This window comes from Nocardia sp. No.11, assembly GCF_038752175.1.
Lineage (GTDB): Bacteria > Actinomycetota > Actinomycetes > Mycobacteriales > Mycobacteriaceae > Nocardia > Nocardia canadensis.
In genome coordinates this window covers 37114-59555 of sequence record NZ_JBCGFB010000031.1, presented here as the reverse complement: position 1 = coordinate 59555, position 22442 = coordinate 37114, and the positions used below count along the sequence as shown (strand labels likewise).

At 69.9% G+C, this 22442-nt stretch carries 24 protein-coding genes; 6 read left to right on the top strand and 18 right to left on the bottom strand.

Going from position 1 to position 22442, the window contains the following annotated elements; all coding sequences use genetic code 11:
- From V8688_RS12715 to V8688_RS12670, 10 genes are all read right to left on the bottom strand, one after another.
- A partial coding sequence (locus V8688_RS12715; protein WP_342800855.1) for a hypothetical protein occupies positions 1-352 on the bottom strand: 352 nt, incomplete at its 3' end.
- Positions 353-488: 136 nt separating this feature from the next.
- Complete coding sequence (locus tag V8688_RS12710; RefSeq protein ID WP_342800854.1) at positions 489-1448, bottom strand: MlaD family protein; 960 nt, start codon at positions 1446-1448, stop codon at positions 489-491.
- Positions 1445-2494: an MlaD family protein gene (locus tag V8688_RS12705; RefSeq protein WP_218716276.1), complete on the bottom strand. Its 1050-nt coding sequence runs from the start codon at positions 2492-2494 to the stop codon at positions 1445-1447. The genes V8688_RS12710 and V8688_RS12705 overlap by 4 nt, the downstream gene beginning before the upstream one ends.
- Complete coding sequence (locus tag V8688_RS12700; protein ID WP_316573743.1) at positions 2491-3579, bottom strand: MlaD family protein; 1089 nt, start codon at positions 3577-3579, stop codon at positions 2491-2493. Before V8688_RS12700 ends, V8688_RS12705 begins: the two co-directional genes overlap by 4 nt.
- Positions 3579-4586, bottom strand: coding sequence for an MlaD family protein (locus V8688_RS12695; RefSeq protein ID WP_342800853.1), 1008 nt, complete (start codon positions 4584-4586; stop codon positions 3579-3581). Before V8688_RS12695 ends, V8688_RS12700 begins: the two co-directional genes overlap by 1 nt.
- Positions 4574-5578 carry an MlaD family protein gene (locus tag V8688_RS12690; RefSeq protein ID WP_316573742.1) on the bottom strand — a complete coding sequence of 335 codons (1005 nt, stop codon included), beginning with the start codon at positions 5576-5578 and terminating at the stop codon, positions 4574-4576. The genes V8688_RS12695 and V8688_RS12690 overlap by 13 nt, the downstream gene beginning before the upstream one ends.
- Positions 5575-6609: an MlaD family protein gene (locus V8688_RS12685; protein ID WP_308248345.1), complete on the bottom strand. Its 1035-nt coding sequence runs from the start codon at positions 6607-6609 to the stop codon at positions 5575-5577. Before V8688_RS12685 ends, V8688_RS12690 begins: the two co-directional genes overlap by 4 nt.
- 4 nt (positions 6610-6613) lie before the next feature.
- Positions 6614-7480, bottom strand: coding sequence for an ABC transporter permease (locus V8688_RS12680; protein ID WP_218716272.1), 867 nt, complete (start codon positions 7478-7480; stop codon positions 6614-6616).
- Positions 7480-8325 carry an ABC transporter permease gene (locus V8688_RS12675; protein ID WP_189034738.1) on the bottom strand — a complete coding sequence of 282 codons (846 nt, stop codon included), beginning with the start codon at positions 8323-8325 and terminating at the stop codon, positions 7480-7482. Before V8688_RS12675 ends, V8688_RS12680 begins: the two co-directional genes overlap by 1 nt.
- Positions 8326-8523: 198 nt before the next feature.
- Positions 8524-9615 (bottom strand): ionic transporter y4hA, encoded by a 1092-nt coding sequence (locus tag V8688_RS12670; RefSeq protein ID WP_218716271.1) that lies wholly within the window; start codon positions 9613-9615, stop codon positions 8524-8526.
- Between the two features lie 104 nt (positions 9616-9719).
- Here V8688_RS12670 and V8688_RS12665 point away from each other — a divergent pair, with 104 nt between their 5' ends.
- Positions 9720-10376, top strand: coding sequence for a PhoU domain-containing protein (locus tag V8688_RS12665; protein ID WP_218716270.1), 657 nt, complete (start codon positions 9720-9722; stop codon positions 10374-10376).
- A gap of 2 nt (positions 10377-10378) precedes the next feature.
- On the opposite strand, the gene V8688_RS12660 is transcribed toward V8688_RS12665, so the two are convergent.
- Positions 10379-11212: an RNA polymerase sigma factor gene (locus tag V8688_RS12660; RefSeq protein ID WP_218716269.1), complete on the bottom strand. Its 834-nt coding sequence runs from the start codon at positions 11210-11212 to the stop codon at positions 10379-10381.
- Positions 11213-11229: 17 nt separating this feature from the next.
- Positions 11230-12108 (bottom strand): haloalkane dehalogenase, encoded by an 879-nt coding sequence (locus V8688_RS12655; protein ID WP_316573751.1) that lies wholly within the window; start codon positions 12106-12108, stop codon positions 11230-11232.
- Between the two features lie 246 nt (positions 12109-12354).
- Here V8688_RS12655 and V8688_RS12650 point away from each other — a divergent pair, with 246 nt between their 5' ends.
- From V8688_RS12650 to V8688_RS12640, 3 genes are read left to right on the top strand one after another with little or no spacing between them, the layout of a single operon-like run.
- Complete coding sequence (locus V8688_RS12650) at positions 12355-13140, top strand: HNH endonuclease family protein (protein WP_218716267.1); 786 nt, start codon at positions 12355-12357, stop codon at positions 13138-13140.
- 35 nt (positions 13141-13175) lie between these two features.
- A complete protein-coding gene (locus V8688_RS12645) occupies positions 13176-13400 on the top strand; it encodes a hypothetical protein (RefSeq protein ID WP_218716266.1) in 225 nt (74 codons plus the stop codon).
- Positions 13401-13425: 25 nt separating this feature from the next.
- Positions 13426-14166 carry a phosphatase PAP2 family protein gene (locus V8688_RS12640; RefSeq protein WP_342800852.1) on the top strand — a complete coding sequence of 247 codons (741 nt, stop codon included), beginning with the start codon at positions 13426-13428 and terminating at the stop codon, positions 14164-14166.
- Here the strand turns inward: V8688_RS12640 and V8688_RS12635 are convergent.
- A complete protein-coding gene (locus V8688_RS12635; protein WP_342800851.1) occupies positions 14115-15122 on the bottom strand; it encodes an NAD(P)-dependent alcohol dehydrogenase in 1008 nt (335 codons plus the stop codon). The genes V8688_RS12640 and V8688_RS12635 overlap by 52 nt on opposite strands.
- Positions 15123-15815: 693 nt before the next feature.
- Between V8688_RS12635 and V8688_RS12630 the strand changes: the two genes are divergently transcribed.
- Positions 15816-16607 (top strand): helix-turn-helix transcriptional regulator, encoded by a 792-nt coding sequence (locus V8688_RS12630; RefSeq protein WP_342800850.1) that lies wholly within the window; start codon positions 15816-15818, stop codon positions 16605-16607.
- 41 nt (positions 16608-16648) lie between these two features.
- Here the strand turns inward: V8688_RS12630 and V8688_RS12625 are convergent, their stop codons facing one another.
- The 5 genes from V8688_RS12625 to V8688_RS12605 all read right to left on the bottom strand — a co-directional run bounded on the left by V8688_RS12625 (position 16649) and on the right by V8688_RS12605 (position 22039).
- Complete coding sequence (locus V8688_RS12625) at positions 16649-17122, bottom strand: hypothetical protein (protein ID WP_342800849.1); 474 nt, start codon at positions 17120-17122, stop codon at positions 16649-16651.
- 89 nt (positions 17123-17211) lie between these two features.
- Positions 17212-18423 carry an NAD(P)/FAD-dependent oxidoreductase gene (locus V8688_RS12620; protein ID WP_342800848.1) on the bottom strand — a complete coding sequence of 404 codons (1212 nt, stop codon included), beginning with the start codon at positions 18421-18423 and terminating at the stop codon, positions 17212-17214.
- A gap of 162 nt (positions 18424-18585) precedes the next feature.
- Positions 18586-19227, bottom strand: a complete 642-nt coding sequence (locus tag V8688_RS12615) for a PadR family transcriptional regulator (protein ID WP_342800847.1) — start codon at positions 19225-19227, stop codon at positions 18586-18588.
- Between the two features lie 81 nt (positions 19228-19308).
- A complete protein-coding gene (locus V8688_RS12610) occupies positions 19309-21339 on the bottom strand; it encodes an MDR family MFS transporter (protein WP_255586756.1) in 2031 nt (676 codons plus the stop codon).
- A 67-nt stretch (positions 21340-21406) separates the two neighbouring features.
- Positions 21407-22039: a TetR/AcrR family transcriptional regulator gene (locus V8688_RS12605; protein ID WP_218716258.1), complete on the bottom strand. Its 633-nt coding sequence runs from the start codon at positions 22037-22039 to the stop codon at positions 21407-21409.
- Positions 22040-22147: 108 nt separating this feature from the next.
- Between V8688_RS12605 and V8688_RS12600 the strand changes: the two genes are divergently transcribed.
- Entirely contained in the window at positions 22148-22432 is a 285-nt protein-coding gene (locus V8688_RS12600) for a hypothetical protein (protein WP_218716257.1), read from the top strand.
- The last annotated feature ends 10 nt before the right edge of the window (positions 22433-22442 follow it).

The following is a 22442-nucleotide window of genomic DNA, read 5'->3' as shown; positions in this document are numbered from 1 at the left end:
CGGGCACCGCGGCGTCGGGGGTGGTCACCGTGCACTGCCACTGGCCGTCGGTCTCGACCCGCCAGTGGGCGACGATGCCGCCCGCCGAGCAGTTCCCGCCGACCCGCCGGGCGGGCCACGGCGGCGCGAACGCGGCTTCCTGGCCCGGCACCTCGTCGCCGACCGGCAGACCGTGGGAGTCCGTCCCCATCGGATCGACCGTGGACGGATCGTTCTCGTCACCCTGATTCGCGCGCAGTACCAACCCGAGGGCGACGACCAGCGCCAGCAAGGCGGCCAGCACCGCCGCGATCGCGATCACCCGAGTACTGCTTCCGGTCCCCTGGTCGGGATCCTCGCTGCTCTCTGCCATGGATCGCACCGCCTTCGCCCACTGGACTCGGACTGCCTCGTCCAGCAGGCTACCGCACGGTTGCTCGAACGCGGCCCGGCTCGAGCGGACAACCACTGTCCAGGGCGTATTCCTATATTCAGTGGTTGCCGGATGTTTACCTGATCGCGACCCGCACCTTCACCGCGTCGGCGTCGGTGTTGTGCAACGCCTGGGCGATGAGCGTGCTGAGGTCGATCTGCGGGCCCGCCGCGGTGAGCGATTCGGTGAGCGGGCGCAGACCGGGCAGCAGAGCCGAGAGTTCGGGACCGAGCTCGTTCAGTTTCGCGGTGAGCTGCTGGAGGAACGGCACCAGGCCGCCGTCGCGCAGATACATCTCCGGGTCACCGCCCGCCGCGCTGACCCGGCCGACCGACTCGACGAACTCGTCGATGACCTGGCTCAGCCGCACGAAGGCCGGCGCGGCGGCCGAGGTGGCCGGTCCGGCCCAGCCGATGTCGCCGGAGACGAACTCGAAGTTGTTCTGCAGCTCGGCGATCGCGGGCGCCCTGCTCATGATGGCCGCGGCGAGCAGGTCGCCCGCCCTGGCCAGCTCCGGGATGACGTTCTCGGTGCCGGTCATCGCCTGGCCGAGGGTGTCGACGAGCGATCCGACGACCGCCGGGTCGAGTTGCTCGACGGTCTTGGTGACCAGCCGTGCGACCTCGGGGATCGACATCGGCGTGCGCACGTTCTCCCCCGACAGCCGCTGGCCGTCGGTCAGGTACGGCCCGTCGGCGCTGCGCGGCACGAACTGCACGTACGGCTCGCCCAGCGAGGACAGGTGCTCGATGGTGACGATGCTGCTCATCGGCACCTTGTTCGCGGCGCCGAATTCGAAGCCGACCCGCACGCCGCCGGTGGCGGAGGTGTCCACCGCGGTGACCTTGCCGATCTCGATGCCGGTCAGCAGGATCGGCGAGCCGACGCTGAGACCGCCGGAGTTCGCCAGCTCGATCGAGGCCTCGGTGTAGTCGGCGAACGGGTCGACCCGCACCACCCCGAAGGTCAGGTAGCTCGCGCCGAGCACGGTGATGGCGGCGATGCCGCCCAGTGAGGCCAGTGCACCGATCTTCATCGCACCATTCCGATCATCCGCAGCGCGGTCACGATCTGGTCCACCTGCTCCTGCTCGGAGACCCGCACGCCGGTGACGTTCACCTTCGGGCCGCGCTCGGCGAAGGGGATCACCTTGTCGCGCAACAGCGCGGTCAGCAGCGCCATGTTCGTCGACGAGCGCAGATCGGCCGAGCCGCCGGTGGCCAGCGGCAGGAACGCGGTCGCCGCCGCGTCGCCCGCGTTCGCGATCGGGGCCAGCCAGGTCAGCGAGGAGCCGACCGGGCCCAGCGCCAGGAAGACGGCCATGGTCTTGGCGATCGAATCCTGGGTGCCCGAGAGGGCCCGCACGGCTTCGGGAGTGAGGATGTGGGTGAGCTCGGCCTCGATGCCGACCATGATCTCGGCATTGGCGGCCAGGCCGTTGACCAGCAGGTCGACCTGGTCCAGGTGCGCGGCCAGGTCGGCGGCGTCGGCGCCCATGACCGCCGAGATGCGCGCGGTCTCCTTGGGATCGGCCGGCATCACCGAGTTCACCCGGCCGATCATCTCCTGCAGCTGACCGATGGCCCCGCCCTGCACGAACAGCGCCATGGTGGCCATCGTGTCTTCCAGCTGCACCGGCGGTTTCGTGCGTTCGATCGGGATGGTGCCGCCGTCGCGCAGCAGCGCGCCGAAGCCGTCCTTCGGGGTGGTCAGCGCGACGTGGATGTCGCCGAGGATGGTGTCCTGGCGCAGTTCGGCGATGGTGGTCGTCGGCAGCTGCACGGAGTCCTGGATGTCGGCCTCGACGACGACGTAACCGCCGCGACCGGCGGGCGCGTCGGCGGGCTGGATCACCCGCACGGTGTCGACGGTGCCGATCTCGGCACCGTTGGCGATCACCTTCGACTTCGCGGGCAGGTTCAGCGCGCTGCTGAACTCGATCTGCACCCGGTAGGTCGGGCCCGAGACGGCGGAGCCGGGCACCGGCACCTCGGCGGGATCGAAGCCACAGCCGCCGACCGCGAGACCGGCCGCGACGACCAGCGCGATCATGCCGCGCCGCAGTGTCTTTCGCGGGTTCATCGGGCACCTGCCATTCCCAGCACGACCTGCACGAGGTTCACATCGGTCAGGCCCTGCGCCGGATCGGCGCACTGCCCGGGGAGCAGCGCGTTCACCGCGGCGCACACCTGGTCGGCCTCGCCGCCGGGCAGCGCCACCTTCGGCGCGGCGTAGGTGATCGCGGTGCCGCTCGCGGCGCTCTGGAAGGCCGAGGTCAGCGCGGGCATCTTCAACACCACCTCGCGCAGCGATCCGACGTTGGCGCGCAACAACTTCACCAGCGGGACCGCGCCGTCGAGCGCGCCGATCAGCGGGTCGCCGAGAATGGTGGTGAGGTCGTTGAGCATCGGCAGCACCTCGCGCAAGCCGTCGAACAGCGAGGTGGCCGGGCCGAGCAGGTCGTCGGAGGCCTGGTTGAGCAGCGGCGCCAGCCGGACCAGCATCGACTGCAGGTCGCCCCAGTTGGCGGCGACCCGGTTCGACACCGAGGCGAACGCGTCGAACAGCCCGGCCAGATGGCCGATGTCGGCGTCGGGCTTGTTCATCGCCGAACCGAGCTTGTGCACCAGCTCGTTGACCGTCGGGCCGACGCCCTCGGTCGCGCGATCCAGCGAGGACAGCCCGTCCGCGAGCGCGCTGGGCTGTCCGGCCTCGACGCCGGAGAGTTCCTCGGACAGGCTGGCCAGCGCGGTCAGCGTCTCGGTGATGGACTTGGGCGTCAGCGTCTTGGTGATGCAGCCGCCGGTGAACTGCCTGGTGTCCTTGCCGCTGGTCAGCACGGCCAGATTGCGGTCGGCGGCAACGGAATACGCGACCGTGGTCGCGGACGCGTCGGCGTAGACCGGATAGTCGGCGTCGACCTCGAATTCGACGCGCACCTTGGCGCCCTCGTTGCGCACCGCGGTCACCTCGCCGACGTCGATGCCGCGCATCGTGACGTGGTTGCCCGGGTAGAGCCCGATCGCGTCGGGCATGAGCGCGCAATAGGATTCGGTCTTCTTCAGCGGATCGAAGGTGACGAAGTAGCCGGCGATCACCAGTACCGCCAGCACGCCGACCCCGGCGATCGACATGAACGCCTGGGATCCGAGCAGTCGTTTCAGCATCAGCACGCCTTCCCCGGCAGCGGCACGCAGACGCGCGCGCCGGACTGGTCGACCACGACGCCCGCGTCCGGGGTGACCAGCTGCGACAACTTGGTCTGCAGGTCGTGCACGGTGCCCAGGACCGGCTCGAACCCGCCTTCGAGTTGCCGCAGGCGCGGCAGCGCGTCGGCCAGCGCCTGGGCCTGCGGCCTCAGCGTGGCATCCCAGCTGGGGGCGAGCCCGGCGAGCCGGTTCACCACCGAGACCAGCAGCCGGACCGCCTCGGCCAGTTCGGCTTTCTTGCTCAGCAGCACGTCCTCGAGCATGTTCACGTTGTCCATCAGCCGGCCCAGGTCGGACTTGGCGCCGTCGTACATGGAGATGTACTCGTCGAGGATCGCGATCGACTTCGACACCTGTGAGCGCTGCCGGTCGAGCATGTCGACGTACTTGCCGACGGTGTCGAGGGTGGAGCGCAGCGCCTCCGGGGAGGCCGCGATCGCGGTATTCGCGGCGGCCAGGTTCTTGCGCACGGTGTCGCCGTCGACGGCGGCCAGCGGCGTGGTGGCGTCCTGGAAGGTCTCGATCAGGCTGTACGGCAAGCGGATTCGGTCGGCGGGGATCGGCGCGTCGCCCAGCGGGCGGGAACCGGCCGGGTAGAGCGCGACGTAATGACCGCCGACGACGGTCAGCATGCGCACGTCGAGGGAGGTCTGGTCGCCGACGAAGACGTCGGAGTCGACGGTGAACTCCATCAGCACCTTGTCCGGCTTCAGCTCGAGCGAGACGACGCTGCCGACCGAGATGCCGGCCAGGCGCACGTCGTCGCCCTCGCGCACCGACTGCGCCTCGCTGAGTTCGGCGGTGTAGGTGTGTTTGCCCAGCGGCACCACGTAGATCACCGCGGCGCCGACGATGAACAGCACCACCAGGCTCAGGCCGATGATCCCCATCCGCAGTTCGCGGGCGCGCTTGCCCGCCTCGTCCAGGATCGGGCGATCTCCGGAGAAGACTCTCAGGCGTTGCATACCGTCACCTTCTGTCCGGCGATCAGCACCTGCAGCGGCGCGGGCACCTGGGCGGCGCCGTTGCTGCAGTGCGGCGTGAAGTCGGCGAAGTCGCGCGAGAGCGACGCGTCGACCGTGGCCAGCAGCCCGGGCAGCCGCCCGAAGACCGCGACCGCCTCCTGCGGGTCGGGGAACAGACCGCGGATCATCGCGTCGACCTCGGCGCTGCCGCCCTCGACCAGGCCGAGCGAGGCCAGCAGCCGGTCGACCGGCGCCAGCACCGACGGCGCGGTCATCGCGAACTGCGCGACGCCGCCGATATTGCGCTGCATCGCCTCGAAGATGTCGGTGAGCCGGGCCAGCAGCGGCAGCAGGTAGCCGACGCGGCCGCCGTGCCGATCGCCCAGCGTCGACAGGTTGCGGATCAGGGTGTCGATGACCTGCTGACGGTCCTCGGCGTAGCTCGCGAGCTGGTCGATCGCGGTCAGCGCGGGACCGAGGCCGCTGCCGTCGCCCTCGATGACGGCGAGCATGCTCGCGGTGAACTGGTTGATCGCCTCCGGCGACAGCGTCGCCAGCACCGGCTTCAGGCCGCTGAACAGGCTGGTCACGTCGAACGACGGGACAGTCATGTTCGCGCCGATCCGGGCGTCGGCCGCGATCCGGGTGCCCGGGTTCGGGGCCTGCTGCAGGTCGATGTAACGCTGGCCGGTCAGGTTCTGGTACCGGATGGCCAGCTTGCTGTTGTCGTAGATCGGGGTGTCGGTCTTGACGGTCAGGTGGACCTTGGCCTTGTCACCCTCGAGGCTGATCTTCTCGATCTTGCCGACCTGCACGCCGAACATCCGCACGTCGTTGCCGACCTTGAGGCCGTTGGCGTCGGTGAACAGCGCGTCGTGTGCCTCGGTGTCTCCGGAGACCGGGCGCTTGATCAGGGTGAAGACGAGCCCGAGCACGGCCAGCATGACCAGCGAGAACACGCCGAGTCGCAGTGCGACGCCACGAATCTTCATCGCGCACCGGCCTTTCCGAACAGCGGTACCGCGATCGCGGGCACCCCGCTGAGCTCGACGTCGAGGTTGAGCACCGGGCCGTCCGGGCCGTCGGGCATGGCACCGCGCAGGTTGGTCAGCAGGGCCTGCAGGTCGGCGCCGGTCTGCCGCGGGTTCGGCGACATCTGGGCCAGCGCGAACAGCATCGGCGCGAGCATGTCGGTGGTCTCGGCGAAGTGGCCGCCCGCGGTGGTCAGCGTGGTGGTCAGGGCGGGCAGGATGCTGCCGCCGATCACGCCGACGCCGATGTCGTAGCGGTCCTTGTCGACCTGGGTCACCTTGATGTCACTGAGGGTGTCGATCACCTGCATGGTGGCGCCGGCGAACTGACCGCCGCCGTCGAAGGCGGGACCGAGCTTGCCGAACAGCTCCGAGGGCGCCACGTCCTGGTTGTCGGCGATGGTCTTCGCCATCGTGATCAGCGCCTGGACCAGCGGGGTGAAGGCCTTGAAGTCGGCGGCCAGCTGGGAGATGACCGTCGCCATCTGCGGGCTGGTCACCGTCATGCCGACCTGGGACAGGCTGCGCAGGATGGCGCTCATGGTGGCGTCGTAGACGCGGCCGGAGTTGGCGCCGGTCAGGTCGAGCACCGCGCCCGCGCGCAGCGGGGCGCCGCCGGTGCCGCGGCGCAGCTCGATTTCGGCGATGCCGAACAGGTTGGTCGGGGCGTAGTCGACGGCGAGGCTGTCGTCGATGCCGTGCAGCCGGTCGGCGTCGAGCAGCAGCGAGATCCGCTGGGTGCCGCGCTCGCCGGGGGCGACCTCGGCGACCTCGCCGACGGTGACGCCGTCGATGCGGACCTGGCTGCCCACGCTGATGCCGTCACCGAGGTGTTCGGTGTGCAGCGCGATCCGCAGGCCCTCCTCGGTCGTCAGATTGCGGTAGGCGACCGTGGCCAGCACGACCGCGGCGATGATGCCGAGGATGATCGCGCCGGTCAGCCGCGAGGTGCGCCGATCGGCGGCGACGCCGGGCATTCCGTAGTTAGGCACTAGCTCACCCCGTAAAACTGATCGCCGAGTTGAAGCCCCACAGGATGATCGACAGCACCATGTCGATGGCGACGATGGCCACCGAGCTGGCGCGCACCGCGCGACCGGAGGCGATGCCGACGCCCTCGGGGCCGCCGGTGGCGAAGAACCCGAAGTAGCTGTGCACCAGGATCACCACCGTGCCGAACACGGCGACCTTGATGACGGCGGCGATCATGTCGAACCCGGAGATGAACTGGAAGAAGTAGTGGTCGTAGACGCCGGCCGACTGCCCGTAGACCATCGTGAGCAGCCCGCGGCAGGCGCCGTAGGACAGGATCAGCGCGATCAGGAAGGTCGGCACGATGGCGATCGCGCCCGCGATGACGCGAGTGGTCACTACGAACGGGACCGAACGCAGGCCCAGCGCTTCGATGGCGTCGATCTCCTCGGAGATGCGCATCGAGCCGATCTCGGCGGTGATCCGGCAGCCCGCCTGCGCGGCGAAGCCGATGGCCGCGGCGATCGGGGCCAGCTCACGGGTGGTGGCGTAGGCCGAGATGACGCCGGTCACCGGGCCCATGCCGAGCATGTCGAGGGAGGCGAAGGATTCGACGCCGACCGAGGCGCCCATCACCAGGCCGAGCACGATCATCATCGGGACGGTGCCGCCGCCGACGATGATCGACCCGCGACCCCAGGTCATGTCGGTGACCGCGCGCAGCGTCTCGTCGCGGTAGCGGCGCAGCGTCAGCGGCACCGAGGACAGCACCTGCCAGACGAACACGGCCACGAAGCCCAGCGATTCACCGGCCGAGCCGATGCGCTTGCCGAGCCGGGCCGGCCCGCGCAGCCAGTGCAGCGAGGTGGGGAGATAGGAGGAGGCAGCCATCATGCCAACTTCGTCGGCAGGAACATGGCGCTGATCTGGGTGGCCAGCAGGTTCACGATCGCGATCGAGACCACCGAGAGCACCACCGCCGCGTTCACCGCGTCGGCGACACCGCGCGGCCCGCCCTTGGCCTCGAGCCCGCGCTGGCAGGAGATGACGACGACCAGGAAGCCGAAGATCAGCGCCTTGAGCAGCGAGACCCACACGTCACCGGCGGTGGCGAAGGAGCCGAAGGTCGACCAGTAGCTGCCCGGGGTCACGCCCTGGCCGCCGACGGCGACCGCGTACCCGGCGAGCACGCCGACGAAGATGATCAGCACATTGAGCATCGGCGCGACGATCAGCATGGCCATCATGCGCGGGATGACGAGCCGGTGCACCGGGCTGATACCCATGGTGTTGAGCGCGTCGATCTCCTCGCGGATGGTGCGCGCGCCGAGGTCGGCGGCGATCGCGGCCGCGCCCGCGCCGCCGAGCAGGAAGCCGGTGGCGATGGGCGCGCCCTGCTTGATGACGCCCAGACCGCCGGTCGCGCCGAGCATGGAGTCGGCGCCGAGGCTGTGGATCAGGTTGCCGACCTGGATCGAGACGATCACGCCGAACGGGATCGCCATCAGGATCGCGGGAATCGCGGTGACCGTGATCAGCCGCCAGGCCTGGACGAGGGTCTCGCGCCACTGGAAATGCCCGCGGGCGACATCGGCGACGGTGCCGGTGACCGACTCCTGCGCGAGGTCGACCGCGCGCCCGAAGGTCCGCAACGACGACACGACCGTGTCGGTGAAGTTCTTGCGGACGATCTGGGTAGCGGAATCCGGCTTCGCGGAATGCAGATCGGTGGACATCAGCGATGCCCCCGGCCCGCTCGCGAAGCGCGGAGCATGGTGATTTTCATACCGCACTCTCTGGCTTCGGCGTCGGTGCCAACTCCAGCAAGCTAGCCGGTACTCTGCGTCACAACAAAATTTCGGGGTGGTGACCCTCGTCGCTTTTTCGCGGTTTCAATGACAGATCGTCGCCTCGTGTGATCCGCAACACTTCAGCTACGGACTTGCGGCCAGGAACACAAAAGCGGCGAACAACGCCAGGTGAACGCCACTGTGCAGCAGGGTCGCGCGGCCGGGAACGATGGTCAGCGTGCTCACCACGACGGTCAGCGCGAGCAGGACCATCTGGGTGGCGCCCAGGCCGAGCACCAGCGGGCCGCTCAACCAGATCGTCGCCAGCGCGATCACCGGAATGGTGAGACCGATGCTGGCCATGGCCGAGCCCAGCGCGAGATTCAGGCCGATCTGCACCTGGTTGCGGCGCGCGGAATTCACCGCGGCCAGCGTCTCCGGCAGCAGCACCAGCATCGCGATCACCACGCCGACCGCCGACTGTGGCAGCCCGGCCGAGGCCACGCCCGCCTCGAGCGCGGGCGAGACCACCTTGGCCAGCCCCACCACACAGACCAGCGCGAGCACCAGCAGGCCCAGGCTGGTCAGCGCCGCCCGGTTGGACGGCGAGTGGTCGTCGGCGGCGCTGTCGTCGACCGCGCCGCCGTCCTCCACCGGAAGGAAATCGTCGGGGTGACGCACCGTCTGGACCATCACGAACAGCAGATACAGCGCCAGCGAGGCGACCGCGGCGAAGGCCAGCTGCGCGGGCGAGAACTCCGGTCCCGGCTTACTCGTGGTGAAGGTCGGCAGCACCAGACTCAGCGTCGCCAGCGTCGCGACGGTGGCCAGCGCGGCGCCGGTGCCCTCGGGATTGAACACCGCGACCCGCCTGCGCAGCGCGCCGACGAGCAGGACCAGGCCGAAGATGCCGTTACAGGTGATCATCACCGCGGCGAAGACGGTATCGCGGGCCAGCGAGGCCGCCTTGTCGCCACCGGAGATCATCATCGTCACGATCAGCGCCACCTCGATCACGGTGACGGCCACGGCCAGCACGAGCGAGCCGAACGGTTCGCCGACCCGATGGGCGACCACCTCCGCGTGATGGACCGCGGCCAGTACCGCGCCGACCAGCGCGGCGCTGACGAGCGCCACCACGAGTCCCGGCACGTCGCGCCCCCAGGTGACGGCGAGTACGAGCGCGGCGAGTATCGGGACTAAGAGGGTCCATCTGGTCGTCAACGCGGCAATCATGGCCTCCATCGTTCCAGCCGCGCGCGAGTGGACCGGGATACCCGGCCGCGAAAGATCCGCCGATGGATTCCCGGGGAGCGCCTCGATGGGGAACAATTCAGCCCGTGCGGACCCAGTTCACCCTCGAGCTCGTTGCTCTGTCCAACGATCTCACCCTGATGTCGCGCTTGGCCCATGACGCGACCGAGCGGGTCACCGAGGCGCTCGCCGGCGCCGACCTGACCGCCACCTACGAGGTCTTCGCGCTCGACGAGCAACTCCAGCAGATGTTCGCCGCCTGCGAAAGTCGCACCATGGCCCTGCTCGCGCTCCAGGCGCCGGTCGCCCGCGACCTACGCCACGTGGTGACCGCGATCCAGATCGCCGGGGAGCTCTCGCGGATCGGCAGGCGCACCGAGACCGCCGGTCAGTACGTGTACCGGGCGCATCCGCGGGCCGTCGCGCCGGAGCCGGTCATCGCCGAATTGGTGGCGATGGGCTTGCTGGCCGCGGAATATGTTGCGCGGGTGAGCGCTTCGGTCGCGACCGGCCGTTTCACCGAGGACGACGGCACCACGGCCGCCACCATGGAAACGCGCTGCGCGCAGCTGCGCGCCGTGCTGACCACGGCCGAGGTCGGCGTCGGCACCGGCACGGCGATCGATCTGGCCCTGCTGGGCAGCCAGTTCCAGCGCTGTGTCGACCACGCCGCCCGCATCGCCCGCCTGATCCGCTTCCTGGACACCGGGATTCCGCCGGAGACCGGGACGCTGCCCGACTGACCTCAGTCGAGCAGCGGGAACCGGCCCGAGCCGAGCAGCCCGGCGATCGCCGCGATCTTCTCCTGCGGCGCCGCGTAATCCGGATGCGCCGTCAGCACCGCCGCCACGTCCCGCAGGTCGCTGAGCTGCGCCGCCGCTTCGGCCACCGTGCGACCACCGTGGCGCACAGCGTGTTTCGTGTAGACGGGGCGCGCCGGATCGATCCGCCCGAGTTCACTCGCGCGGGTGACCCGGCGCGCGCACCGGCACGGCGCCGCCGGATTCGCCAGCCCGCACGACGAGCGCAGGAACGCGCCGAGTCGCTGTTTGGCCCGCTCCCAGCGCTTCTGGTACGCGGCCGGGCTGATGTCGAGCACCCAGGCCGCCTCGGCCACCGACAGCCCGAACACGTCACCGAGGACGAAGGCGATCCGCTCGTCCCGGCTCAGGCATTGCAATACCGCCTGGGTGCAGCTGAGACGGACCTCCTCGGCGAGCAGAGTGGCTTCGGGACCGCGGTAGTCCTCGGTGGCCAGCCCGTCGAGCAGGTTCGCGCCGAACTCGTCGAGGCCGAGCTGTTCGCGCTCGGGCGCCGACCGCCGGTGCTGCGAGATCAGATAGTTCGCCCCGACCCGGTACGCCCAGGTCCGCAGCGCGGCCTCGCCGCGCCAGGTGGACAACCGGGTGACCACCCGGATCAGGATCTCCTGCACCGCGTCCTCGGCGTCGGCCGGGCGGCCGGTCATCCGCAGGGCCAAGCGGTACAGGGGATCCTGCAGCTGCGCGATCACCTCGCTCAACGCTGCCCGGTCGCCCGCCACGGCGCGAGCGACCAGCGCGGCCTCGTCGGTCTCCATGTCGATATTGTCGCCCGTCACGCCAACAGCCCGTGCCGGTCCAGCCAGCCCGCCACGGATTTCGCGATCGCCACCGGCTGATCCTCCGGCGCGTGGTGCGAGCCCCGGCCCACCGACTCCACCTCCAGGTCGGCGAAGGTGGCCGCCGCCCAGGCGATCACCTCGGCGCTGCCCAGCCCGACGGCGGGCTCCACCGTCATCAGCAGCTTGGGCACCCCCGCGCTCGCCGCCATCCATTCGCCGTAGGCGTTCACCCTGGCCACGACGTCGGCGGGCTCGCCGTCGAGCGGGAACTCCCTGGCCCAGGCCAGCATCGGCGCGCGCGAGGCCGGGGTGGGATACGGGGCGCGGTAGGCGTCGAGATCGGCCTCGGTGAGCGCGGGGACCAGCGTCGGCAGGTTGTACTCGATGAACTTGTTCTCGGCGAGCACCGCCTGTTCGCCCGCGGGCGAACGGAACAGCCGGAACATCTCGGCCGAGCGCGCGGGCAGCTCCGACCAGCGCAGCGGGCGCAGGAACGTCTCGATCACCGCGATCCCGGCGACCCGGCCGGGGTGCCTGGCGGCGAAATCCATGGCCAAAGTGCCGCCCCAGTCGTGACCGACCAGGATCGGATCGGTCAGCTCGAGCGCGTCGAACCAGGCGTCGAGGTAGCGGGCGTGATCGTCGAGGCGGTAGGCGATCTCGGGTTTGCCCGAGGCACCCATCCCGATCAGGTCGGGGGCCAGGCAGCGAGCGTGCTCGCGCACCACCGGCAGCACGTCGCGCCACAGGTAGGAACTGGTGGGGTTGCCGTGCAGGAAGACGACGGGTCGGGTGTCGGCACCCGCGTCGCTGTAGGAGATGAACGAGTCGATGACGTCGACGGTCGGCATGGCCGGTTCCTTTCGCTGAATGATCCTTCCCCCGGTTGGACGCGCGGAACCGGCCGCCGCCGACAGGGATTCATAGTGACGTGTGTCACTCCGGGTTTACCGCGCTCCGCCGCAGGTCACCACCCTCGATAGGCGAACGCTATTGAGCCGCAATTCCTTTGCGATGCCGTGTGCCGAACGTCATAGACGACAATCAGATACGACACCCGGTGCGGCCGTTAGGTTGTGCCGGTTCATTTTCGACGAAGGCATGTGGGTGATACGGGCATGAAGTGGTCATCGATCAGCGGCTCTCCTCTGGGCCGGGCCCTGCTCGCCCTCGCCGCGGCGGTGGTGATCGGCGTCGTGCTGACCATCGCCAACTCGATGCTGGACAAGGTGAGCCCCACCGCGCCGGGGCCGGGTCCGGCGAGCGCGGCGACGGTGTCGGGCAAGGAGATCGGCGATCTGCTCGGCAAACTCGTTGTCGCCAAGGAAGGCCCGATGACGGGCTACACCAGGGAGAAGTTCCCGCACTGGGACACCAACAAGCCCGAACACGGCTTCGGCGGCGAGCTGGCCCAGTACCCCAAGTGCACCAGCCGTGACGTGATGATGCTGCGCGACGCGACCGGCAAGGTCACCCTCGACCCGAAGACCTGCGAGCTGAAGATCCCCGCGGGCGCCGGCTGGCAGGACCGCTACGGCTTCGTGGACAAGAAGACCGGCCAGCTCGGGCCGTACAAGTTCATCACCGACCCGGCCAAGGTCGACGCCGAACACATCGTGGCCCTGGCCGAGGCGTGGCGCTCCGGCGCCGCCGACCGCGACGAGGACACCCGCCGCCGCATCGCCAACGACTCGATGAACCTGGTCGCCGCCGATCCTTCGGCCAACCGCTCCAAGGGTGACCAGGACCCCGCGAACTACTTGCCGCCGGGCAACTTCCGGTGCGCCTATGTCGAGCATTACGTCAAGGTCAAGATAAAGTACGCCCTGACCGTTGATACCGCCGAGCACACCGCGTTGCGCACCGCAGTCGACGACTGCCTCCGCCGAGGAGAGTTCAAATAAGCGAGACGATCGAGATCACCGCCGACAGCGCCGTCATGACCGAAGAGGAAGGGACGGTGTCCGGCGAGCTCGACGTCATGCTCGACGACGCGGGCAAGGGCCTCGTCCGCTACCGCGGTACCGATACCTGGTACACCATCGGCAACATCGAGGGCGAGCCCCCGCGCGTCTGGGACACCGTCGCCGACCTGGTGAAGGCGATCAAGAAGGTCGCGGGCACCCGCGACGTCGCCGGAAACGCGGTCGTCTTCGAAGCATGAGGCCGGAGCTGGCAATCTGGTAGCTATGCCGATCGCCTCGCGCCGACCCCCGCCCGACGACCTCGCGTGGTCGGTCCTGGGCCGACGGCCCCCGCTGGCCGCCGCCCTGCTCGCGACCGCCGCCGTCTCGCTCATCGCGCTCACCTGGCAGGTGAACAACGACGCGGGCATCATCCGGTTCGACCCACGGGTGCTGGACTGGATGATCGCGCACCGCGGCGAACCGCTCACCTCGATCGCCCGGGTGATCACCGATCTGGGCGATACCAAGTCGATGACCATCCTCGCGGCGATCACGGTCGCGTGGTTCGCCTGGCGGCGCGACTGGGCGACCGCCGCGCTGGTCGCCGTCACCTCGGCGGGCGCGGGGGTGCTGGTCGTGGTGGTCAAACATCTCGTGGGCAGGCACCGGCCGCCGGAGGTCGCCCGCCTCGTCGCCGAACCGAGCCTGTCGTATCCGTCGGGGCACACCCTGGGCACGACGGTCGTGGTCGGCATCGTGGCGATCACCGTGATCCCCGGGCTGCGCAGGCGTTGGGTCCGGCGGGTGGCGACGGTGTTCGCGGTGCTGTTCCCGATCGCGGTCGGGCTGTCGCGGATCTATCTGGGCGTGCACTGGGCCACCGATGTGCTCGCCGGCTGGCTGTTCGGCCTGTCCTGGCTGGTCGTGTGCGTGACCGTGTTCTGTCTGCTGCACGGCTCCCCCACCGACGATCAGCCGACGGAGACGACCACCTTGCCGAACGCCGCGCCCGAGCGCAGGTAGTCGTAGGCTGCGGCGGCCTCGTCGAACCCGAATTCGCGGTCGATCACCGGGCGCAGGCGATGCTCGGTGATCGCCCGGTTCATCGCCTCGAAGCCGACGCGGCTGCCGACGGCGATCCGGCGGATCGCGAGATAGGACGAGCCGAACGGGTTGACCGGCGGTGCCGTTCCGGGCGCCGGGGCCATCGCGCCGATCATCGTCACCGTCGCGTTGTAGGCGCCCGCGGCCACCGACTGGGGCAGCGTGGGCAGGCCGACGGCATCGACCACGTGCTCGACGCCACCGGTCAGCCCCGACACCACCGCACCCCAGTCGGGCGTCTCGGTCCGGTCGATCACCGTCTCCGCGCCGAGCGCCCGCAACCGCTCGGCCTTCGCCGGGCCGGACGTGATCGAGAGGACCTCCGCGCCCAGCAGCGTCGCGAACTGGACGGCGAACAGCGCGACCGCGCCACTGCCGACCGTCAGCACGCGGTCACCCGGCGCGACCGGCGTCCCCGTGGTGAGTGCCGACCAGGCCACCAGGCCCGCGCAGGGCAGCGTGGCCGCCTCGGCGTCGGTGAGCTGCGCGGGCACGTGCACGATGGAGTCCTCTTCGACCAGGGCGTACGTGGCGAGGAACCCGGGATAGTTGGCGCCGTACTGTTCTGCGGCCAGCGCCAGGCTCTGCGGACCGTCGACCCAGTGCACGAAGTAGCTCGCGGTGATCCGGTCGCCGAGGGCGGCGCGGGTGACATCCTCGCCCAGTGCGATCACCTCGCCGACGCCGTCGGACAGCGGCACGATGCCCGACGTGAGCGGCAGGGGGTAGGTGCCGTCGAGCAGCATCAGATCGCGCCGGTTCACCGAGGCCGCGCCGACCCGGATCAGGACCTGGTGCGGCCCCGGTTCGGGTCGCCGCTGCGCGGCGACCGTGAGTCCCTGACCGGGAACTGCCTGGTAGGCAAGGGCATTCATCGCGACCCCTCGATGAACTGGTGGTCGGTGACGACGCGGCCGTCGGCATCGAGCGCGAGCAGGTCGAAGCCGCCGCCCTGGGGAGTGTCGTCGTCGCGGCGGTGCATGGTCCACGCGACACCGACGGTGCCCGCGGGCAGTGCCACGGCCGGGCCCGCCGTGACGAAGACGAACTCGCCGTCGGCCAGGAACATCTCGTAGGCGCGGGTGACGCGGCGGTCGAGCGCGTCGTAGCCGNCGGTGCATGGTCCACGCGACACCGACGGTGCCCGCGGGCAGTGCCACGGCCGGGCCCGCCGTGACGAAGACGAACTCGCCGTCGGCCAGGAACATCTCGTAGGCGCGGGTGACGCGGCGGTCGAGCGCGTCGTAGCCGTGCACGGCGAGCGGCGGCGCCGCGATCGCGAGGTCGGCCGCCGCCGCGCGGGCCGCGGCGGGCGGGTCGACCAGGTACTGCGCGCCGTCGACGGCGAAGAGGTCCTCGATCAGGGTGCGGCGGACGGTGGGGTCGGCTTCGTTCCAGAGGGCCACGTAGCGGGTGGCGATGTCGTTGTTGCTCATGGCCACAACTCTGTCGAGGGCGGTGACGCCGCGCGATTCCCCGCGGGGAATGAACGCCGTGCGTCGTCGCGCTCCGCCTGTCATTCCCCGGCGGGAATGGCGCGAGGTGGCCGCCCGCGGTTGACTCGCCCCATGACGATCGCGCAGACCACCACCGCCTTCGGCCCGCAGCTGCGGCACTGGCGCACCCTGCGCCGGGTCAGCCAGCTCGACCTGGCGATTCGCGCCGAGACGAGTCAGCGCTATCTGAGCTTCCTCGAGCAGGGCCGGTCACAGCCGGGACGCACGATGGTGGTGCGGCTGGCCGAATCGCTCGAACTGGGCCTGCGCGATCGCAACAATCTGCTGCTGGCGGCGGGCTTCGCGCCGGTGTTCCCCGAAAGCGATCTGGCCGCACCGGAATTGGCGCCCGTGCGCGAAGCGCTCACCGCCGTTCTCGACGGGCACCTGCCGTATCCGGCGCTGGTCGCCCGTCCGCGCGGCGAACTGGTCACCGCCAACGCCGCGTTCGACCTGTTCACCGACGGCGTCGCCGACCATCTGCTGCGCGCGCCGATGAACGTGCTGCGGCTGGCCCTGCACCCGGCGGGCGTCGCGCCGCGCGTGCGCAATCTGCCCGAATGGGGCAGGCACATCATCGACGCACTGCGCAGCCGGGCCGCCCACACCCCCGATCCCGGCGTCGACGCGCTGATCACGGAACTGTCGGGCTATCTGCCCGCCGTCACCCCCGGTCCCGATCACGTCGGCTTCGCCGTCCCCCTGCACCTGCGCACCGACGACGGCGATCTGCGCCTGATCACCACCCTCACCTCGTTCGCCACCGCGACCGACGTCACCCTCGCCGAACTCCATCTCGAGGCCTTCCTGCCCGCCGACGCGAAGTCCGCCCGGATCCTGCACCTGCGCGCCGCACGGCGCTGACACCGACAAGTCGATAGCAATCCGCTATTCCCGAGGACGGCTCAGCCCGCCACCGCGGACACCAGCGGTCCCCACGTCGCCCGGGCTCCCGAGTCCCCGATCCGCACGACCTGCACCGTCGCGGCGACACCCACCGCCACCGCGAGCACGGCCACGACCGCGACCACCGCGCGCGTCGGCCGCCTGCCCGCGCGCTCGGCCAGATGCACCCCGGCGACCAGCGCCGCGACCACCAGCAACGCGATCACGAACGGCAGCAGGGTGTCGCCGCGATCGATGTGGGCGCGGATGGCGGGCGTGCTGCCGACCCGTTGCGCGAGCCAGCGCCCCGCGCTCACCGTCACCGGGGTGAGGGCCACGGTGAGCACCGCCAGTGCCACGGCCGGCCAGACCAGCACGCGCCGAGCCATGGGCCAGACCGCCGCCAGGACGAGCAGTGCCGCCGTCAGCGGGACGAGCACCACGAGCAGGTGCACCATCAGGACATGGGCGGGCAGTCCGTTGATCGTCGACACGAGCGTCTCCTGGCAGCCTGAGTCTGTCGTCCCAGTATGCGCGGGTACTCGCCCCCGGTCGGCGCATCCCGGCCGGGGGCGAGCACGGATCAGGACGTGAGTGTGGCGAGCTCGCGCTGGACCGGCGCGTCCCAGTCGATGCGGTAGCGGCGTTCGGCGCCCATCGTCTTCTCCGGGTTCATCACCGTCTTGACCATCAGCGGCATCATCGCGTTCATGATCTTGCGGGCGACCGGGCCCGGCGTCTTGCTGTGGTTGACCTTCGCCGCGCGCGCCGCCACGCCCTCCACCCTGGACCGGCGCAGCCGCTCGTAGGCCGCGAAGGCCTCGGCGGGCGCGTCGATGTCGCGCAGGCAGCGGGCCAGCTGCACGGCACTCTCGATGGCCAGCGACGCACCCTGCCCCGAGCTGTTGGACGGCGCGTGCACCGAGTCGCCGACCAGCACCATCCGGTCGCGATACCAGTGCGGCACCGGCGGCATGATGTGCAGCGCCCCGGTGATCTCCAGGTTTTCGGCGGTGGTGCGGCGGGCGAACTCGCCGCCCGGGGTATCGGGCGCGTAGGTCTCGCGCAGCACGCGCAGCCAGTGCTCGGCCGGGATCGCGCGCGCCTCGGTCAGCGAGTAGTACTGCTTGCTGGGCAGATTCGCGCCCCAGGCGACGCGGCCGTCGGCGTGCTGCCAGTACAGGTAATAGGCCTTGGCGCCGAAGGCGAACACCATGGTGTCGGCGGGCAGATCCTGGTCGCAGTCGACCAGCGCGCCGAAGCCGAGCATGCCGGTGTAGTCGGGTCCGGGCGCGGCCGGGTCGATCAGGGTCCGGACGGTGGACCGGATGCCGTCCGCGCCGACCAGGATGTCGGCCGACGCGGTGGAGCCGTCGGTGAAGTGCGCGGTCACGCCGTCGGCGTGCTCGTCGACGCGCACCAGCCGCTTGTCGTAGCTGAACGGCACACCGGCCGCGACCGCGTGATCGTGCAACGCGCGGTGCAGCTCGCCGCGGTCGACGACCTGCAGCGGCGGCTGATCGGGCAGCACCGGCAGGACGTGTTCGCGGCCGCCGACGGCCAGCCGCATGCCGCGCACGGGCAGCGCGATCGCGCGCACGGCGTCGCCGGCGCCGAGGATGTCGAGGGCCGCGACCCCGTTGGGGGCGAGCGCGAGCCCGGAGCCGATCCCTTCGGACGGCCCGGAATAGGCCTCGTAGACGTGGGCGTCGATGCCTGCCCGGAGCAGGGCGGTCGCGGCCACGGGGCCGGCGATGCCACCGCCGATGACCACGGCGGAACGGGTGTGGGACATGAGTGATCTCCAGATCTGTGTCTGCGTCACCCGGGCTATCCTGTGGTTGCCAGCCTCGTAGCCGGGTGCGCATGCGTGTGAGCACGGTGTCGGGACGGTTTCTCGGACTCGGTGGGGTGTTGCCGCACACCACCGGGTCCGGGGTCTTTTTCGGGGCGAGAGCTAGCCGGTCCCCCCTTCGCCGAAGTCGGGAATCCGGTCGGCGGGCATGCCGTCGGCATGCCACTGCCGCCACATCCGCAGGCCTTCGAAGGTGCCGGCGCGGAGTTCGTCACGCAGCGAGCGCGCCCAGCGCGCCTCGGCTTCCAGCATCGCCACGCCGAATTCGGTCTCGACGAGGAACAGCCGGGGCAGGCTGCCCGCCAGCCCGGCGAGCTCGGTCTTCGCACGGTCGACGGCGGCATCGAGCGCGTCGATCCGGAGGCCGAGCAGCTCGATCACCTCGTCGGGCGGGAGCACGGCCAGGATCGACAGGCCCGCGGTGAACCGGTGGTGTTCGGGCTCGGGCGAGGCGAGCAGTTCCCTGGTCCAGTCGGCCATCTCGGCGCGGCCGGCGTCGGTGATCCGGTAGATCACGCGCTCGGGCCTGGCGCCGTCGCGCTCACTGCCGACGACTTCGAGGAAACCGGCCTTGGCCATGTTCTGGACCACCGTGTAGAGCGAACCCCACTTGATGTCCATGTCCTTGTCTTTGCCATGGGCGCGCAGGGTGGCGGCGATCTCGTAGCGGTGCATCGGCCGTTGCACGATCACCGACAGCACGGCGAGCGCCAGCAGATTGTTCACCTTGCGCTTCGTGGCCATACGCACCTCCTTACTCGTCTACGAATATACGTCTACGAGTATTAGGCGGCAAGCGCGATCCACCCGGCTGGACGAACCGGGTCAGACCTTGGCGACCTCGACGCTGTCGGCGCCCTGATCGAGCAGCTTGCCCGCGATATTCGACAGCGCCTCGTCGAGCAGCGCGCGATCGGCGGGGTCGTGGTAGTTCCAGTCGTCGAGGCGGTCGCCGAGCCAGCGCCGCCACCCGGACCGCAGCAGATCGACCTCCCGGATGCCCTGGTCGGTCAGGGTCAGCGTGCCGCCGTCGTCGAGCAGCAGGCCGTCGTCGACGGCCTGCCGGAACACCGGCGACAGCACCTCCACCGGCAGCCGGTGCCGGAACGCGATGCCGTAGACCTTGGCGGGCAGACCCTGCTTGTCGTGCAGATACACCTGCCCCAGCGCCCAGGCGGCATCCGGCTCCAGTGAGCTGCCCGCCGCCGCGATGAGCTCCGGAATGATCGGCTTGTGCGCCCTGGCCTTGCGCACGGTGGCCGCGACCGCGCGTTCCAGCTGCACCACCCGGTCGTCGGAGTCGGGCATCGAGAAACCCTCGCCGATATCGCCCGCGCCGTGCCTGGCACTGTCGCGCAAGCGGACCTGCGGCAGGAACCAGGCGACGACGAACCCGAGCAGCGCGACCGGAACCACCCAGCGGAACACGTAATCGATCGAGTTGGCGTAGGCGTCGATGATCGGCGCGGTCTGCTCGACCGGCAACCCCCGCAAGAGCTTCGGATTCGCGACCACCTCCGGGCCGATGCCCGGGGTCTGCTGGATCGCCTCGGCCAGGGCGGTCTTGCTGTGGTTGTTGTAGAGCGTGCCGAAGACCGCGGTGCCGAACGCGCTGCCGAGAGTGCGGAAGAAGGTCACGCCCGAGGTGGCGGTGCCGAGATCGGCGTAGGGGACGGTGTTCTGCACGACGATGGTGAGCACCTGCATGGACAACCCCAGCCCGGCACCGAGGATCAGCATGTACAGCGATTCCAGCCAGACACTGGTCTGGCGGCCCATCGTCGACATCAACCACAGGCCGACCGCCATCACCGCCATGCCGACGATCGGGAAGTACCGGTACTGCCCGGTGCGCCCGACCACCTGACCGGAGAAGACCGAGGTGATGAACAGGCCGACGACCAGCGGCAACGTCCGCACGCCCGACACCGTCGCCGTCGCGCCGTCGACGTATTGCAGGTAGGCGGGCAGATAGGTCATCGAGCCGAGCATCGCGAAGCCGACGATGAAGCTGAGCACCGACGACACCGTGAAGACCCGGCTGCCGAACAGCCGCATCGGCAGCATCGGCGCCTGTGCCCGCCGCTCCACCAGGACGAACGCGGTCAGCAGGATCGCCGCGAGCACGAACAACCCGATGATCTGCCACGAGCCCCACGGATATTCGTTGCCGCCGAACTCCAGTCCGAGGATCAGCGCCGAGACGCCGAGGGCGACCAGCCCGATCCCGAGGTAGTCGATCACCGGCCGCGCGACCGCCCGCAGACGCGGCAGCGTGCGCGCCGCCATCACCACCATGATGATCGCCAGCGGCACATTGACGTAGAAGCACCAGCGCCAGCTCGCATGATCGGTGAACAGCCCGCCCAGCGTGGGGCCCACGACCGTGGTGATGCCGAACACCGCGCCCAGCGCACCCTGATACTTGCCGCGTTCCCGCAGCGGGATGGTGTCGGCGATCAGCGCCATCGAGGTCACCATCAGGCCGCCCGCGCCGATGCCCTGGATACCGCGGGCCAGGATCAGCACGCCCATGCCGGGCGCCATGCCCGCCAGCGCGGAGCCCGCGATGAAGATGACGCCGCTGATCTGAAACAGCAGTTTGCGGCCGAACAGGTCGCCGAGTTTGCCCGCGAGCACGGTCGCGACGGCCTCGGCGAGCAGATACGCCGTGACCACCCAGGCCATGTGCCCCGCGCTGCCGAGGTCGGCCACGATCGAGGGCAGCGCCGCCGAGACGATGGTCTGGTCGAGCGCGGCCATGAGCATGCCGAGCACCACCGTCGCGAAGATGAGGTTGATCTTGGTCTTGCTCATCGGCTCGACAGGCTCGTCTACAGCAACACCATCGGACATGGCCTCAGTATGGGCTTTCCGACGGTGCGCGGTACTTCAGTGACACGGCAGCAATCAGACCGAGACGTCAGCGGACGGCGTATTCGCCCAGGCCCGGTTCGAGCGCGTCGAACGCGATCCGCGCGTATTCGGCCATGGCGGTGGCGATCTCGTCACCGGACTCGCCGTCGAGCATGCGGCGCAGGATCTCCTCGAACAGCACCCGTTGGACGCCGGCGAGCTGGGCCGCGGCGATCCGCGGGGTGATGTCGTCGGACGCGGCGCCGGTGGTCTCGCGCAGGACGCCCGCCAGCGCGTTCTCCCGCTCGTCGTGGAACTCGCGCAGGCGCGCCACCAGCGCCGGACTGTCGGTGATCATCCGGGCGAACGGTTCTCCGCTGAACCCGATCACCGGATCCTGCGCGGCCACCGCGGCGAGGTAGGCAGCGCGCAACGCGGCCAGCGCCGACTGCCCCGGCTCACGCGCGCGGACGACGGCGGCCAACTGCTCGACGAACACCTCGCCGAGGTCGAGCGCGAGGTCCTCCTTGCGCGGGAAGTAGTTGGTGACCGTCATCTTGGCGACATCGGCGGCCGCGGCGACATCGGCGATCGTCACCTTGTCGAAGCCGCGTTCGAGGAACAGCTCGGTCGCCCGATGTGAGATCTGCTCCCTGGTCTGCTGCTTCTTCCTCGCCCGGAGCCCCTGCTGTGTGGTCATGACCGCAGCATAACTGAAGCCGTCCCAAAATTGTTCTTGACATATTTTTAGGTCCGTTCTAAGTTTGTGTTCGTCGCCGAGCGCGACACCGATCGAAGGAGACAGCGCATGCCGCACGGACCCGATATCGCCGCCCAGACCCGACGCAGCCACACCACCGACGAAGGAGCAGCCGATATGGCCCGATACACGACGATGCGAACCTCACTCGACGACACGATCCGCGAGCTCATGACCGCGGCAGCGCCCCTCCCGACGCCCGGCCGTCCGGCCGCGCCCCGCGCCGCCGCGCCATTCCCGGCGCAGCGTCGCCGCGTTGCCGGCTCAACGATTCGCGGCGCGCAGACCCGGTCGACGACCGTGCGCCGCCCGCTGCGAATCCCCGGGCGCTGAACGCGCCGGC

Bases quoted from the DNA above. Each gene is read 5' to 3' on its own strand.
- V8688_RS12635 (WP_342800851.1), bottom strand. From the start codon at position 15,122: ATGAATGCCCTTGCCTACCAGGCAGTTCCCGGTCAGGGACTCACGGTC.
- V8688_RS12670 (WP_218716271.1), bottom strand. From the start codon at position 9,615: ATGATTGCCGCGTTGACGACCAGATGGACCCTCTTAGTCCCGATACTC.
- V8688_RS12610 (WP_255586756.1), bottom strand. From the start codon at position 21,339: ATGTCCGATGGTGTTGCTGTAGACGAGCCTGTCGAGCCGATGAGCAAG.
- V8688_RS12660 (WP_218716269.1), bottom strand. From the start codon at position 11,212: ATGGAGACCGACGAGGCCGCGCTGGTCGCTCGCGCCGTGGCGGGCGAC.
- V8688_RS12675 (WP_189034738.1), bottom strand. From the start codon at position 8,325: ATGTCCACCGATCTGCATTCCGCGAAGCCGGATTCCGCTACCCAGATC.
- V8688_RS12630 (WP_342800850.1), top strand. From the start codon at position 15,816: ATGACGATCGCGCAGACCACCACCGCCTTCGGCCCGCAGCTGCGGCAC.
- V8688_RS12650 (WP_218716267.1), top strand. From the start codon at position 12,355: ATGAAGTGGTCATCGATCAGCGGCTCTCCTCTGGGCCGGGCCCTGCTC.
- V8688_RS12695 (WP_342800853.1), bottom strand. From the start codon at position 4,586: ATGCAACGCCTGAGAGTCTTCTCCGGAGATCGCCCGATCCTGGACGAG.
- V8688_RS12690 (WP_316573742.1), bottom strand. From the start codon at position 5,578: ATGAAGATTCGTGGCGTCGCACTGCGACTCGGCGTGTTCTCGCTGGTC.
- V8688_RS12640 (WP_342800852.1), top strand. From the start codon at position 13,426: ATGCCGATCGCCTCGCGCCGACCCCCGCCCGACGACCTCGCGTGGTCG.
- V8688_RS12605 (WP_218716258.1), bottom strand. From the start codon at position 22,039: ATGACCACACAGCAGGGGCTCCGGGCGAGGAAGAAGCAGCAGACCAGG.
- V8688_RS12705 (WP_218716276.1), bottom strand. From the start codon at position 2,494: ATGAACCCGCGAAAGACACTGCGGCGCGGCATGATCGCGCTGGTCGTC.
- V8688_RS12710 (WP_342800854.1), bottom strand. From the start codon at position 1,448: ATGAAGATCGGTGCACTGGCCTCACTGGGCGGCATCGCCGCCATCACC.
- V8688_RS12700 (WP_316573743.1), bottom strand. From the start codon at position 3,579: ATGCTGAAACGACTGCTCGGATCCCAGGCGTTCATGTCGATCGCCGGG.
- V8688_RS12615 (WP_342800847.1), bottom strand. From the start codon at position 19,227: ATGGCCACGAAGCGCAAGGTGAACAATCTGCTGGCGCTCGCCGTGCTG.
- V8688_RS12645 (WP_218716266.1), top strand. From the start codon at position 13,176: ATGACCGAAGAGGAAGGGACGGTGTCCGGCGAGCTCGACGTCATGCTC.
- V8688_RS12600 (WP_218716257.1), top strand. From the start codon at position 22,148: ATGCCGCACGGACCCGATATCGCCGCCCAGACCCGACGCAGCCACACC.
- V8688_RS12620 (WP_342800848.1), bottom strand. From the start codon at position 18,423: ATGTCCCACACCCGTTCCGCCGTGGTCATCGGCGGTGGCATCGCCGGC.
- V8688_RS12680 (WP_218716272.1), bottom strand. From the start codon at position 7,480: ATGGCTGCCTCCTCCTATCTCCCCACCTCGCTGCACTGGCTGCGCGGG.